This window comes from Bradyrhizobium sp. 153, from assembly GCF_023073835.1.
Classification (GTDB): Bacteria; Pseudomonadota; Alphaproteobacteria; order Rhizobiales; family Xanthobacteraceae; genus Bradyrhizobium.
This window is the reverse complement of sequence record NZ_JADPKH010000009.1, coordinates 36,138-49,938: the sequence shown is the minus strand read 5'-3', so window position 1 is coordinate 49,938 and position 13,801 is coordinate 36,138. Positions and strand designations below refer to the sequence as shown.

Genomic DNA, 13,801 nt, shown 5'->3' with positions numbered 1-13,801 from the left:
TCCAACCGAAAGACAATGGAAAGCTGCTAACCATTGATCCACTGGTGGGCCCGGCAGGACTCGAACCTGCAACCAGACCGTTATGAGCGGCAGAATTTCGATCAGGTTCGTTGACCTTCCTGCGTTTTTGTTCGAGTCCGATGGCCTTCGTTCCGTTTCGTTCACGCCGTTTCTGGTGCGAAACTGGTGCGGTGCTTCGAAACTGGCCTGAGAGCCACACAAGCCGGCGATCGGCAGAAGGGTCCAGGAGCGGACCAAATCGGCCATAATTGCTTTCACGATTGGCGCTTTACGGTAGTTCGGCACGGATCTGATCCGCTCATCCGGGCACGTGCCGGACAACCGCGCGCGCTTAATGAGCGTTTAACGCTTTTGCGCAACAGATAGATCACCAGCGCGCAATTAGTCCTTAGTTACGAGTGCGAACCGACCTCCCGCGGAGGGGAATCGGATGGGACTGCTTTTTGTTGGAGTGCTGGCGGGAGTCCTGATCGGCTTTGGCTGGTTCGCGCCTTCCCGAGGGTATTTCCTTGATTGCGCGTCACGCCCCTGTTTCAACGGGGGCGCAGTCGCCCGACCCGCGCTGCCAATGCAGATGGCTTTGGCGCCAGATCCTGCGGCCGTCAAATCGAATTCTGCTACTCCGGCAAGGTCCGCCAACAAATCTTCCCCGAAGAAGCGTGGAGCGGCCGACCTTGCCAAGGTGGCGTCGCCTCGGACGAGGATCGGCGTCTCGGCATCCGAACACTCCGCGGAAACTTCAGATCCTGTCCTGGACAAGGCGAAGGTCACGATCTCGGCGAAGATGGAGGACCCAGAATCGGCCGAATTCACCGATATGAAGCGCACGATGCGAAAGAACACGCTTGGACGCCCTGTGGATACGATTTGCGGGCGTGTGAAAGGAAGAAGCGCGTCAGGCGGCGAGACCGCGGAGAGGCCGTTTCTTTACCTCGTGAAGGAGGATGAAGCATATGTCGCCGACGGCAAGTCAGGGTCGGCGGCGTCAACGGCGTATCGAAATATCTGCAATTAGGGGAGGCGTCGACTGCGCCACCGCGCGGTACGCACCCAAGTGATTTGAGCGGAAAGAATTTCCACCCAGCCGCAAAGTGATCCCGCAGTGGATACGGCACTAACGGCGGCACTGCGCCTCGTGGTGATGCATTCAGAATGAATGCAGCAGCAGGGGAAGACGCAATACGGAATGGGAATATCGCGGAAGTTCTTTTCATCTCGAGGAAATCATGCACGACATAACGAACACCTCAAAACGGCTCAATGAATCGCTTCACTTGCCGGTTCTGGTAATCATCGAGCCGCTCCTGTTGCCTCGCACATGCATGCTGAACGTCCTCAGGCGTGAGCTGGACCACCTTGAGATCCTTGACATGGCAACGGTCCAAAGCCTGGACTCTACGTCAGCCCGCGATGTTCGTCTGGTGGTGCTGAGTATCGCCGATAGGCCCATCGGCGATCCCTCGGTTGAGGACGATCTCGCCTTCGTTGCGGAGTGTTGTCCCAACGCCGCCGTTGCAGTCCTGTCAAACCATGATGACGAGCCGACCGTGCAAGCTGCGATGCAGCGGGGCGTGCGCGGCTTTCTTTCCACCTCGCTATCGATCGAGATCGCCATGGCTGGCCTGCGGCTTGTTCTTGTTGGTGGCGTCTACCGGCCGTTGCCCGTGGCCGGGACGAGCAGGATAGGGGATCTGGAGCCGTCGGATACGCGCGGGCTTGCGCCCGCATATCTGATGAACGAGGGAGTCGGAGTTGCTATCGACAGGAGCGTGACCGATCTCACGCCTCGTGAGCAACAGGTTCTGGCGGAATTGGAGCTCGGCCTGCCTAACAAGCTGATCGCCGCCAAATTGAACCTCTCGGAAAGCACAGTCAAAATGCACATCCAGCATATCATGAGGAAATGTGCTGCGCACAATCGCACGGAAGCTGTCCTCCGCTGGCGCGGTCGGTTGCCCGCGCAGAGTCGCGATGACGATCCCGGCGCAGCTCCAATGCTGGAAAACTAGTCCTCTCTGAATGCACCACGGAAGCTGTCGAGCAGGGGCCTGAGCGCGTAGAGAGCCACAGTACCGCGCCCTGTCGTGATGAACACTTGAACCGGCATACCGGGGACGATCTGGATGTCGTTTGCCGCGATCTGCGCGTCGTCGATGCGGATTTTGGTCGCGTAGTATGGCTGGTCGGTACGCTTGTCGAGGAGCCGGTCCGCGGATACGTGCACGACGGTTCCCTTCAGGCGAGGCACGCGACGCTGATTGTACGGTAGGAGGTGAACCTCGGCATTGAGGCCGGGATGAACCACGTCGATGTCCTCGGGCCTCAGGCGCGCCTTCACGATGAGGCGATCTTGCCGGGGTACCAGGTCCATGAGCGGAGCACCAGCTCCGATGACGCCGCCGGCCGTATGAATCCGCAAATCGGTTATCACGCCGTCTTCGGGCGCCTTGATCTCCGTTCGCGATAGCTCATCCTTGGCCGCAAGCAATCGCTCGCGGAGCTGGAATATCTGGTTCTGCGCTTCACGAAGCGACTGTGCGATCTCGTTCTGCCTCTCGCTCTCGAGCTTGAACAATGTGGCCTGCTGTTCGCTGATGACCTGCGCGGCGCGAGAAATCTGCGCGGCGATCTCGCCGCGGCGGCCCTCAACGTCGGCCAGCTCCCGCTGCAGGTTCAGAAGCCGCGGTCGCCGCTCGAGCCCCTTGTTGACGAGGGTCGCGACCATATCCAGTTCCTCCCGGACGATGTCGACCCGCTGCCCGGTGGCGCTCTCCTGAGCCTTGAGACCTTCGATCTCCTTCTCGACTTGACGCCTTCGTTCGCGAATGACCGTAAGCTGCGACTCGTGAACCTGCAGGCGCGCCTGAAAAATGAACTGCTGCGCCGACACCGCAGCGGCGGCCACCCCGTTCTGCTTGCTGTCCTGTTCCAGCGCGTCCGGAATTGCGATCCTTTCAAATCTCTGCTGCTCGGCTTGAAGCCGTGCGGCACGAGCAACTGCATCCCACAATTGGCCTTGAAAGCTTTGCATCTCCGAGGCGGCCCGGGTGTCGTCCAGCGCGATCAGCGTTTGGCCGCTTCGCACGATATCGCCATCCGAAACAAGGATCCTCCTGACGATACCGCCTTCCAGATGCTGAATCGTCTTGCGGCTCGACTCCGATTCCACGACGCCAGACGCGATCGCGGCGCTCTCGAGAGGCGCGAGGCTCGCCCATGTACCAAGCCCCAGCATGAAGCAGAGCACCAGCAGATTGCCCGCGACTGTGAGACCGCGAAGCCTTCCGCGCGGAGAGGTCGGCGTGGGCGTCGAGCACCATGGAAATTCCAGCGGCTCGAAATCGTCGATTGCGGTCACCACGACGCCAAATCGCCGGGCGGGCGCGGGGCGCGCCGGAGCTCGCATGAGCTGCTCCCAGATCATGGGAAGTCTCGAGACGGCGGGAAACTTCCGGATGATGAGAGAATTCCAGATCATGGCGCAATCTGCGAAGTAACTTGGGGGCGGCTCAGGTGCCGTTCAAAGATGTCCTCGCTGTCGCCGAATGCGGCGATCGCACCGTCTTCCATGATGGCAATTTTGTCCGTGGCTGCGAGGAGACCCATCCTGTGAGTGACGACGACAAGGATGACACCTGCGAGCTTCATGCGCTCGATGGCATCCAGGAGCATTCGCTCGCCCCCGTAGTCGAGGCTGGCGTTGGGTTCGTCGAGAACGATGAGGCGTGGACTGCCGAAAAAGGCGCGGGCAAGTCCGAGGCGCTGCCGATATCCGCGCGAGAAGTTTGTTTCGCTGTGAACCATCGTGTCGTAACCCTGCGGCAGGCGCATGATCGCCCCATGGATTCCGACGAGCTTGGCCGCTTCGACGACCTCCCGCCGGTCGGCATCTTCAAGGCGTGCGATGATGTCGTTGATCGTGTCGCCGAGCAGGTTGATATCCTGGGGGAGATATCCGAGGCGGTCGCCGTTTCGGCCCTCGCGAAGCAGCGGGACGCCGGTATTGTCGAGGAGGACACGGCCATCCGTTGGCATCGATAGCCCGGCGATCACCTGGCCGAGCAAGGATTTGCCTGACCCGGACGGACCGATAATGCCAAGACATTGTCCGGGCATGAGGCTGAACGAGACGCCGTTCAGCAGAAAATGGTCGGTCCCCGCAAGCCGCACGCTAACATTGTCGACGACGAGGCCGCTTCGCGCCTGCGGCGGAGGAACCTCCGCGCTCTGCTGCAGCGCGATGGGGAATGCGGCGAGAAGTGCGCCGAGCCGCTGACAGGCGCTCAGGGCCGTTACGAGTGATTTCCAGCCAGCGAGCGCACTTTCGACCGGCGCGAGCGCCCGGCTGAACATCAGCGTGGAAGCAAATATGATTGCCGGGCTCTTCCCGTGATCGAGGACGAGCCACGCGGCAGCCCCCATGATCAAGACCTGCGACAGCGCGCGAACCGGCTTGGTGGCCAGCATGACGATCTCGCCTCGCCGGAGTGCCACATCGTGCTCCCTGCGCGCGTGCTGCGCGTCACGGTGAATCATGCGCGCTGCGCTGTCGAACATTCCCATGGCGCGGATCATGTGGATGTTGCCCGCGGCCGTCTGGAGGCGGCCGCAGCTTCTGGACAGTGCGGCGCCGGATCTTTGCAGAACGTCTTCCGTGACCAGCTCTCCGGCTACCGTGAGCGCGAACAGGAAGGCTACGCAGCAGGCGCCCACCACGCCAAGCAGGGGATGGATCAGAAAGAGGACAAGGAGGAACAAGGGCGCCCAGAGCGCGTCGAACAGCAGCGTGCATGCGCCGGACTCGACGAACTGGCGCAGCACGGTGAGATCCCGATATGCGCCCGACGCTTGCGTCGAGTCGCTGCAAAACGCCGATTCGAGGCCGGCCGAAAGCACGCAAGGACGAAGGCGATCGTCGAGCCAGGCGCCAAGGCGTCCCAGGACGGCGCGCCGCAATGCATCGAACACGCCGCCCACGACCACTGTGATCGCGACAATAAGCGTGAGCAGAAGCAACGTGTCGCCGCTCCGGCTCGACAACACCCGGTCGTAGATCTGAAGAAGATAGATGGAGGGCGCAAACAGAAGCAGGTTGTAGCTGCAGCTATAGGCGAATACGAGACCGAGCGGTCCCGCGCAGGACCGGAGGGCCGCGTGCAGTGGCGTCCGGATCTGCGGCAGGATAGGCCACTGAAGGGGCGGCATCAGCATGATCGTTACCGCCTGAAATCGAGGTCCGGCGCACTTGACCGATGGCTAACGTCATCTGCCAACGGTATCGGCGGGGTATTGGCTCGAGCGTCAGGACCGGTGGCGGAAGCCACCGGTCCTGCCAGTCGGACGAGCCGATGGTCAGAACGTATCGAGATGGAAGCTCACCTCTCCGCCCACCGCCGCGTTGCCGTCTCCGCCATTGCCGCCGATGCCGGCCACGACCTCCTGGTGCTGATCCACCCAGACCTTGTTGATCTGGGTCGCATCCGTATTGGCGTATACCTTGGAGGTATCGTGACCGCTGTAGGATTTCTGGCTTCCGTTCGACTCGGCGTCTCCGCCATGGGCCTTCGAAAACCACGAGGCCTTCGCGTTGGCCCCGCCGGCATCCCAATCTGCCGTCTGCTTGACGTGATCGCCGGTGCTCACGTGCACGTCGGCACCTTCCGCCTTGTTGGTTGGATCGAAGTTGAGCGTCGGCTTGCTGATGATGGCTCCCTTGAAGGTGCCGTCGCCTCCATTTCCGACACTTTGACCACCGGTGCTGATCGATTTGAATTCGATCGAGTCCGAGATGCTGATCGCTTTGGGCAACATTTGAGCCTCCCTCTTTCTGCTGGCTTTCGCGCATCATCCACCCGATCGGACGGACGCGCGCGGCAAAGTCTGATCCGCCCAGGCGCGATGGCGATAGATGTCAAATCGGACACGATCCGGTTTGGTCGACCTACGTACGAAAGTACGACATTCGTCGCGCAACATCGGAACTCGAAACATCCGGGAGAGCCCGCAGGGCGAGCTTGCATGCGCAGAGTGTCGACGCGGCTCGCGATCGGGCTTGTGCGAGCGGCGCGATATTTCGCTATCCCAGCAGGTGAAGATCCGACAGAAGGTGGGCGGAAAGATCGCCACCCAGCGCGAGATTGCCGTGGCCGCCGTCCCCGCCAAGTCCGGCGATCTGGATCGCACTCTGGTCGATGTGCACGTTGTTGACCTGATCGGCTACGGCCGTCGAATGGGGACCCGCGATTGCGATGTTGATGGGTGCATAGATCGCGACGCTGACATCGATCAGGCTGCCGGCAAAATAGCCCTTGCCGCCATTGCCTGCGCCGTTCGAACCGGTCGCGATCGTGTCGGAGCCGCCCCACAAGCCGTGGGAGAGAAGGCTTGCATGGCCGCCCGCCGCGGCGTTGCTGTTGCCGCCGTACCCGCCAATGCCGGCGATCTGAATGATGGATTGATCCACGTAGGCGTCATTTGTCTGAACCGCGTAAACGTTGGAACCATAGCCCGCGACTGCGATGTTGATCGGGTCGTACAGTACGAAGGAAGTATGGACGAGCCCGCCGTAGAACGCGCCATCGCCGCCATTGCCAGCCTGGCTTCCGCCCGTTTGAACGTCGAAGAAGCCCCCTCCGTTGCTTGATCCCCAACTGGGGTCGAGCGTGATGACGCTGCCGCCGGCGGCCACGTTTGCATTTCCGCCGCTTCCGCCGACGCCCGCGAGCTGAGCGGCCGATTGATCGATGTCGACCGTGTTCGATTGACTTGCAAGCGCGGTGCCGCCCGAACCCGCCACGGCAATGTTGATCGGATGATAGATCACCACGGGAGCGTCCACGATCGCACCCGAGAAATAGCCGCTGCCGCCGTTTCCGGCGCTGTTGTCGCCGCTCGCGATCACGCCGGCGCTCAAGGACGTACTGACGCTCCCTCCCGATACAATGTTGTCATTGCCGCCATGGCCGCCGACGCCGGCCACCTGAAGAGCGGATTGATCGACATTCAAATTGTTGGGCTGGTTGGCCAGGGCGACCGAGCCGTATCCCATACTCACCGAGATGTTGATCGGTTCGTAGATCAGCAGGGACGCGCGAATGATCCCTCCATAAAAGTAGCCATCCCCGCCGTTTCCCGCCGTGTTCGCCCCACTCTCGACCGAAGCAATGCCCGTCCCTGGATGTGATGCGCCGGCTGCAGGCTTCGTGGACGAAACGTCCAGGCCCGCCGCAGCGTGGTTGCCGGCGTGGCCGCCCGTGTCGACCCCCGACGTGGGATGTTTGGATTGAACCGGGTCGGCCTCGTGATGCTGGATGTTCGCGCTCGCGTGGTGGGCTCCAGGACCAGCAAATTGACCCGCAAGAGGGCCTGGACCATGGAGCAGAGCGCCACCGCCGACCTGAGCTACTAACGAAGCACTCGGCCCAGGGCCCGGTCCGCGCTCGCCATCGTAGCCATCGTGGTGATGCGAGGCGTGATGCAGTCGGATTCCATCCGACATCCGCGAAAAATCCATCGTAGCCTCCCTCATCGCGATCGCTCCGCGCGATCGGACGGGTTCTGCGCTCCGGACACAATGTCATCCCGGGAAGGTCGAATGCCCAGTCGTCAGTTCGGATATGGCGCTTCGTCGGGCACCCGTAACAACGGCTACATCCGTTCGGGTGGGCTACAGCCTTGCAAGCTTGCGCGGGCCGAGCTTGGAAGTGCGACCTTGAGGGGATGGCGAAAATGGACGATCGGGCTGGTGGAGAGGTCGTCGTAGGGTCTGTGGCCAAAACGAATCCACCGCAATGCCCGATTTAAGTCGCATTGCGACCTAGGTCACGGCCAAAGCTCGTGTTCGGGCAGGGGCGCAACACCGGGGTTTCCATGTCCGGTCATTTGCGATTTTGTTTCGCCGCTTTTGTACTTGTTGCAGGTCTCCCGACGTCATCAGCGTCTTCGAACCCATTTTCCGGATTCTTCAATGCCGGTCCCGCGACAGCCTCTGCGCCCACTTCCGCGGAAGTCGCGGAAGTGAAGTGCTTATCGCGGCCCGGCAGGTCGACCGCCGACGGCCAGCGCTGGGTCTATCGGGTGGAAGGCCGGCGCAGATGCTGGTTCCAGGTCGCCGAAGGGACAGAGTCGGTGAAGATGCCGGTGCGGTATAGCGCCGCCAGATATCGTGTTGCCATGGCCGAAGAGAACAAGACCGCGGCGCGCAAGCGGAAGGCGATGGTAGATGCGCGCGCGGAGCTGCAGCGCTCCGCAGCGGTGGACACGTCTCGGCCGAGCCCGTCCGCGCCCGTGCAGGTGGTTGATGCCGGTCCCATCCTTGCTACCGGGATTGCGACCCGCGTGTCGCCGGCCCCCTTCTCCAAACGCGCCGACCGGCTCACGCCGGACGAAATCGCGCCGCGCCAAGTCGACGTGGATGCACGTTTGGCAGCCGCGCCCGCCGCCAGTGACGTGGTTGCCGCCTCGGCGCCTTCGGCGACGCCGCTCGCCTTTTCCGCCGCCGAGGCGGGTGATGGCGGGCAGGGCTGGACCTGGCTTGGCATGCTGCTGATGGCCTTGGGGCTCGTCTCCGTCTTGACCGCGAGCCGAACCACTCGCTGGGCCGTGCCGCTGCCCCACCTTTATTTCGCTTGCCAGAGGCTGATGCTGGTCAAGACGCGACCTCGCGGGGAGGCTCGCTAGATCGAACGTTGAGCGGGAGTTTGATAACCATTGAAGCGATCAATGAGCGGCAGCGCGCGGCGTTTCTGTTGCAGCAAGGGAAAAACGAAAGCCTGCCAAGTGGTGATGATCGATTTACTGGTGGGCCCGGCAGGACTCGAACCTGCAACCAGACCGTTATGAGCGGCCGGCTCTAACCATTGAGCTACAGGCCCCGCCGCGAGGCGGCCATTTTTGCAAGCGGCCGGCAACGGTGCGCGGTTCGTTTACAGGGCCTGGGGCGGGGGTGCAATGCTGGCTCTGCTCAAACGGAACGCCGGGCGCCGCGTGGCAAGCGCGGCTCTTTGGTTGATTGCGGGATTCGGAATAATCGCATTTTGCCATTGTTTTGCCCGACGAGTCAAACGGCTCTGCGATCATGTGCCGGCGGCTGTCCTTCCGTTTCCGTAACCCGCTGAAATTGCTCACGTCTTCTACTGTGCATGGGGTTGTTTTCGCACTTTTGTGGTGAGGGGCCCGCCGGTCCCCCGAACGTTTGCCGGCGAGCAACCGCACCCGCCGCGGGGCCCTAATCCACCGACACGCCGGCGAACTCGACCACCTTCCGCCACTTCTCGGTCTCGTCCGCGACCAGCTTGCCGAACTCGGCCGGCGTCATCGGCTTGGGGATGCCGCCGGTCTCCGCCAGGCGTGCCACCAGCTTCGGGTCCTTCAGCGCTTCGCCCACCGCCTTGTTGAGGATCTCGATGACCTCGCTTGGGGTGCCCTTCGGCGCGGAGATGCCGTAGAAGCCGACCGCTTCGAAGCCCGGCACGGTCTCGGCGATCGCGGGCACGTCGGGAACGCTCGGCCAGCGCTGCGGGGAGGTCACCCCTAGCGCGCGGACATTGCCGCCCTTGGCCTGCTCCAGCGCGGACGGCAGGTTGTCGAAGATCAGCTGCACCTTGTTGGAGATGATGTCGGGGAAGGCGATGGCCGAGCCGCGATAGGGCACGTGCACCATGTCGCATTTGGTCATCACCTTGAACAGCTCCGCCGACATATGCACCGAGGTGCCGTTGCCGGACGAGGCAAAGGAGACCTTGCCGGGATTGGCCTTGCAATAGTCGATGAACTCCTGAACCGTCTTCGCCGGAAACGCATTGGAGACGACCAGCATGTTGGTGAGCTGCATGATGCTGGCGACCGGCACGGTGTCGCGCAGGAAGTCGAACGGCAGCTTCTTGTAGAGCGAGGTCGAGATCGCATTGTTGGGTGCGACGAACAGCAGCGTGTAGCCGTCCGGCGGCGAATTGATCGCGGCGGCGGCCGCGATGTTGCCACCGGAGCCGGTGCGGTTCTCGACGATGAATTGCTGACCGAGGCGGTCCGACAGCCACTGCGCCATGATCCGCGCCACGATGTCGACCGGGCCGCCGGCGGAAAAGCCGATCAGCCAGTGCACGGGGCGGTCGGGATACGCAGCGGAGGCGCGCGGCGTGGCGCCGAAAAGCGTGGCAAGAACGACGAGCCCGAAAACACCATTACGCAAAATTCGCAACATCACGCCTCCCATTGCTTTATTGTCTTTGGGCGACATGCTTTCACAAAATCCGGCTGCTGCCTACATCGTCGCAAGTCGGTGTTGACGCAGGTCCGCGGGAGCGACCATGAGATTCGCAACGTTCATCCTCGTCAGTGCGGCGCTGCTCTTTGGCCCCGCTGCTGCCCAGACCGGAGGCACGGCCATTTCGATCACGACGATCAGTTTGGGCACCGCAACGCCCGGCGGCGGCTTTCCACTCTATGGCAACGCGTTCGCCGAGGTGATGAACGCAGCCGACCCGCAAATTTCCGTCGTCCCGCGCAACACCAAGGGCAGCAGCGAGAACATTCCGCTTTTGGAGAAGGGCGAGCTTGATCTCGCGCTGGTCGCAGGCGAGCCGGCCTACGAGGCCTTCGCCGGCATTGGCCGTGCGAAGGTGGCGCTGAAGATTCTCACCGCGATCTATTCCAACCCTGGCATGTTCGTGGTGCGGGCGGACAGTCCCTACAAGACGATTCACGATCTGGTCGGACAGCCCGTGGCCTTCGGCGCCAAAGGCTCGGGCCTGCCGATCCTGGCGCGCTATGTGCTTGACGGACTCGGCCTGAAGCAGGACGAGGATTTCAAGGCGGTCTATCTCGACCGCGCCGGCGACGGCCCGGCGATGGTCGAAGACGGCCGCGTCGCCGCGCTGTGGGGCGCCGGCATCGGCTGGCCCGGCTTTGCCGCGGTGGCATCAAGCGCATCAGGCGCGCGCTTCATTGCGCCTGAGCTGGACGAGATCGCGCGCATCCGCGCCAAGCATGCGTTCCTCAAGCCGCTCACCGTGCCGGCCAATACTTATCCGAAGCAGACGGAGCCGATCGCCTCGCTCGGCTCGTGGAGTTTTGTGCTGACGCGCGAGGATCTGCCTGACGATGTCGCCTATCGCCTCGCCAAGACGCTGCACGGCGTCGAGGCGACGTTCTGCAAGAAGCTCGCGCAGGCCTGCGAGACGACGGCCGCGAACACAGTCGCGGCAGCGCCGAAGCCGGAGCTGATCCATCCGGGCGTGATGACGTATTTTCGCGAGATCGGCGTGGCGAAGTGACGATCGCTTTAGGCGATCGTCACTTCTTCACCAGCGGACACGCCGGGTCCGGCGGCCCGAACGCCTTGTCGCCGGAAATGGTCGTGAGGATCTTGTAATAGTCCCAGGGATATTTGCTCTCCTCCGGCGTCTTCACCTGCACCAGCCAGAGGTCGTGCACCATCAGATTGTCCTCGCGCAAGCGGCCGTTGCGGGCGAAGAAATCTTCGATCGGCTTCTCGCGCATTTTTGCGGCGACCTTGAGCGGATCGTCTGTGCCGGTTTCCTTGATCGCGTTGAGATAGTGCATCACGCTGGAATAGACCCCGGCCTGCCACATCGACGGCATCTTGTTCATCTTGGCGAAATACCGCTTCGACCATTCGCGGGTTTTGTCGTCCATGTCCCAATAGAACGACGTCGTCAGGAGCAGGCCCTGCGCAGCCTGCAGGCCGAGGCCGTGGATGTCGGTGATCAGCGCCAGCAGCGCCGCCATCTGCTGGCCGCCCTTGAACACGCCGAACTCCGAGCCGGTCTTGATCTCGTTCATGTTGTTGGGGGGGCCGGCGGCAATGCCGATGATCTTGGCCTTGGAGGCCTGCGCCTGCAGCACGAAGGAGGAGAGGTCGGGCGTCGCCAGCGGGGGCCGGACCGAGCCCAGCACCTTGCCGCCATTGGCGGTGACGACGGCGGAAGCGTCGCGCTCCAGCGAATGGCCGAAGGCGTAGTCGTCGGTAATGAAGAACCAGCTGTCGCCGCCGCGCTTGACCACCGCATCCGCTGTGCCGACCGCGAGGGCGCGGGTGTCGAACACCCATTGGATCGCATAAGGAGAGCAGAACTTGCCGTGGAAATCCGCGGTGCCCGTGGAGTGGGTGATGAACAGCCGCTTCTTCTCGTTGGCGACGTTCTGCACCGCGAGCCCGACCGCGGAGACCGGCACGTCGACGATCAGATCGACCTGGTCGACGTCGTACCAGCGCCGCGCGATCGTGCCGCCGATGTCGGCCTTGAGCTGGTGGTCGCCGATCACGACGCTGATCGGCTTGCCGAGCACGGTGCCGCCGAAATCGTCGATCGCCATCTGCGCCGCCGTCACCGAGCCCTGGCCGGTCGGTGCCGAGGCCGGCCCGTTCATGTCGGTGAGCACGCCGATCTTGACGACGTCGTCGGACACCTGCGCCATTGCGGCATCCGGCAGCAGCGCCGCCGCCGAGAACGTCGCGGCGAAGGCGGCCGCGACCGGCAGTCCAAACCTGATTGGATTCATGGTTCTCCTCCCCTGATCCGGCTCGTTGGCCGGTGTTGCCCGGGTATGCCCGGCTGAATTGGTTTCTTTTGCAACTATTTGGGGGCGGGCGTCAATGTCAGGCGGCGAAGCGGCTCCGTCGGGCCGGCGAAGGGTCGTAGCCGGTGGGCTCCTTGGCACGCTGGCGCGGCCGCCCTTCGCCGAGCAGCCGGGCAGGGCCTGCATGGCGGGGGGAAATAGCTACGCTGCCGCATCGCGAGGTCGAGCGCGCCGCCGCCGCGCGCGGGCGATGCCGCAATCGGTCTGGCCGGCGCAGAGCGCAAGGAGCCCCGATGCGTCACGAGTGCGGCGCAATCGATCATCATCATGATCCCGTCAAGCCAATGGGAACCCGATCATGGCCGTCCGCCGCCTGTCCGTTGCATTCGCACTTCTCTGCGGCCTTGCCGCGGGCGTTGCGGCGTCATCCGCTGAGGAGCGCGGCATCGTCCTCGCGTCGACGACGGCGACGCAGGAGTCCGGCCTGCTCGATTATCTGCTGCCGATCTTCCGCGCGAAGACCGGCATCGACGTGACGGTGATCGTGCGGCGCGCCGATGAAGTACTCGAGGGGGCGCGAAGGGGCGAAGTCGACGTCGTGCTGATGCATGCGCGACCGCAGGAGGAGAAATTCGTCGCCGACGGTTTTGGCGTGAAGCGCCTCGACGTGATGTACAGCGATTATGTGCTGATCGGGCCGAAGAGCGATCCCGCGGGCGTGAAGGGCAAAGACATCGCGACCGCGCTGAAGGCGATCGAAGCCAAGGGGACGCCGTTCATGACGCGCGGTGACCGCTCGGGCACCCATGCCGCGGAGCTCGCGCTCTGGATCGTCGCCGGCATCGACATCGCGAGCGCCAAGGGCGCCTGGTATCGCGAGGCCGGGCCCGGCATGAAGGCAGCCCTCGAGGCCGCGCGCGCCGCGAACGCCTATGCGCTGTCGGACCGCGGCAGCTGGATCTCGTTCAGGGATCGCGGCGATCTCGGTATCGTCGTCGAAGGCGACAGGCGACTGCTCAATCAGTACGGCGTGATGCTGGTGAACCCCGACAAGTTTCCGAACGTGAAGAAGGACCTCGCGCAGACCTTCATCGACTGGCTGACCTCGCCGGAGGGGCAGACCGCGATCGCCGGCTACAAGATCGACGGGCAGCAGCTGTTCTTCCCCAATTCGGACAGGTCCGGCGGGTAATGTCCGTAGCACTGGCGGTTGCCAAACCGGGCGATGCATGGTCCATCA

The 13,801-nt window shown here is 63.1% G+C and carries 11 protein-coding genes and 2 tRNA genes; 5 read left to right on the top strand and 8 right to left on the bottom strand.

The features are described 5' to 3' along the window. Positions 1–42: 42 nt before the first annotated feature. Positions 43–115 (bottom strand) — tRNA-Met (locus tag IVA91_RS02075). 336 nt (positions 116–451) lie between these two features. On the opposite strand from IVA91_RS02075, the gene IVA91_RS02070 reads away from it, so the two are divergent. Further along, positions 452–1,036: a hypothetical protein gene (locus tag IVA91_RS02070; protein WP_247280802.1), complete on the top strand. Its 585-nt coding sequence runs from the start codon at positions 452–454 to the stop codon at positions 1,034–1,036. Between the two features lie 211 nt (positions 1,037–1,247). Further along, entirely contained in the window at positions 1,248–2,030 is a 783-nt protein-coding gene (locus tag IVA91_RS02065; RefSeq protein ID WP_247280801.1) for a response regulator transcription factor, read from the top strand. On the opposite strand, the gene IVA91_RS02060 is transcribed toward IVA91_RS02065, so the two are convergent. The 4 genes from IVA91_RS02060 to IVA91_RS02045 form a co-directional block, all read right to left on the bottom strand. Further along, positions 2,027–3,445: an HlyD family type I secretion periplasmic adaptor subunit gene (locus IVA91_RS02060; RefSeq protein WP_247280800.1), complete on the bottom strand. Its 1,419-nt coding sequence runs from the start codon at positions 3,443–3,445 to the stop codon at positions 2,027–2,029. The genes IVA91_RS02065 and IVA91_RS02060 overlap by 4 nt on opposite strands. Positions 3,446–3,495: 50 nt before the next feature. Beyond that, positions 3,496–5,232 (bottom strand): ATP-binding cassette domain-containing protein, encoded by a 1,737-nt coding sequence (locus IVA91_RS02055; protein WP_247280799.1) that lies wholly within the window; start codon positions 5,230–5,232, stop codon positions 3,496–3,498. Between the two features lie 141 nt (positions 5,233–5,373). Beyond that, positions 5,374–5,832: a hypothetical protein gene (locus tag IVA91_RS02050; RefSeq protein ID WP_247280798.1), complete on the bottom strand. Its 459-nt coding sequence runs from the start codon at positions 5,830–5,832 to the stop codon at positions 5,374–5,376. 265 nt (positions 5,833–6,097) lie between these two features. Beyond that, entirely contained in the window at positions 6,098–7,534 is a 1,437-nt protein-coding gene (locus IVA91_RS02045; protein WP_247280797.1) for a hypothetical protein, read from the bottom strand. Positions 7,535–8,148: 614 nt separating this feature from the next. Here IVA91_RS02045 and IVA91_RS02040 point away from each other — a divergent pair. Beyond that, entirely contained in the window at positions 8,149–8,700 is a 552-nt protein-coding gene (locus tag IVA91_RS02040; RefSeq protein WP_247280796.1) for a hypothetical protein, read from the top strand. Between the two features lie 118 nt (positions 8,701–8,818). Here IVA91_RS02040 and IVA91_RS02035 read toward each other — a convergent pair. Together IVA91_RS02035 and IVA91_RS02030 are read right to left on the bottom strand one after the other, a co-directional pair. Beyond that, a tRNA-Ile gene (locus IVA91_RS02035) sits at positions 8,819–8,894 on the bottom strand. Between the two features lie 353 nt (positions 8,895–9,247). Further along, complete coding sequence (locus IVA91_RS02030; protein ID WP_247280795.1) at positions 9,248–10,222, bottom strand: tripartite tricarboxylate transporter substrate binding protein; 975 nt, start codon at positions 10,220–10,222, stop codon at positions 9,248–9,250. A 106-nt stretch (positions 10,223–10,328) separates the two neighbouring features. Between IVA91_RS02030 and IVA91_RS02025 the strand changes: the two genes are divergently transcribed. Then, positions 10,329–11,294, top strand: coding sequence for a TAXI family TRAP transporter solute-binding subunit (locus IVA91_RS02025; RefSeq protein ID WP_247280794.1), 966 nt, complete (start codon positions 10,329–10,331; stop codon positions 11,292–11,294). Positions 11,295–11,313: 19 nt separating this feature from the next. Here IVA91_RS02025 and IVA91_RS02020 read toward each other — a convergent pair whose 3' ends face one another. Further along, positions 11,314–12,543, bottom strand: coding sequence for an ABC transporter substrate-binding protein (locus tag IVA91_RS02020; protein WP_247280793.1), 1,230 nt, complete (start codon positions 12,541–12,543; stop codon positions 11,314–11,316). A 376-nt stretch (positions 12,544–12,919) separates the two neighbouring features. Between IVA91_RS02020 and IVA91_RS02015 the strand changes: the two genes are divergently transcribed. Further along, a complete protein-coding gene (locus IVA91_RS02015) occupies positions 12,920–13,753 on the top strand; it encodes a substrate-binding domain-containing protein (RefSeq protein WP_247280792.1) in 834 nt (277 codons plus the stop codon). Positions 13,754–13,801: the final 48 nt, after the last annotated feature.

Coding starts and splice junctions, on each gene's coding strand:
- IVA91_RS02070 (WP_247280802.1), top strand. CDS start 452: ATGGGACTGCTTTTTGTTGGAGTGCTGGCGGGAGTCCTGATCGGCTTT.
- IVA91_RS02065 (WP_247280801.1), top strand. CDS start 1,248: ATGCACGACATAACGAACACCTCAAAACGGCTCAATGAATCGCTTCAC.
- IVA91_RS02060 (WP_247280800.1), bottom strand. CDS start 3,445: ATGATCTGGGAGCAGCTCATGCGAGCTCCGGCGCGCCCCGCGCCCGCC.
- IVA91_RS02055 (WP_247280799.1), bottom strand. CDS start 5,232: ATGCTGATGCCGCCCCTTCAGTGGCCTATCCTGCCGCAGATCCGGACG.
- IVA91_RS02050 (WP_247280798.1), bottom strand. CDS start 5,832: ATGTTGCCCAAAGCGATCAGCATCTCGGACTCGATCGAATTCAAATCG.
- IVA91_RS02045 (WP_247280797.1), bottom strand. CDS start 7,534: ATGGATTTTTCGCGGATGTCGGATGGAATCCGACTGCATCACGCCTCG.
- IVA91_RS02030 (WP_247280795.1), bottom strand. CDS start 10,222: ATGTTGCGAATTTTGCGTAATGGTGTTTTCGGGCTCGTCGTTCTTGCC.
- IVA91_RS02025 (WP_247280794.1), top strand. CDS start 10,329: ATGAGATTCGCAACGTTCATCCTCGTCAGTGCGGCGCTGCTCTTTGGC.
- IVA91_RS02020 (WP_247280793.1), bottom strand. CDS start 12,543: ATGAATCCAATCAGGTTTGGACTGCCGGTCGCGGCCGCCTTCGCCGCG.
- IVA91_RS02015 (WP_247280792.1), top strand. CDS start 12,920: ATGGCCGTCCGCCGCCTGTCCGTTGCATTCGCACTTCTCTGCGGCCTT.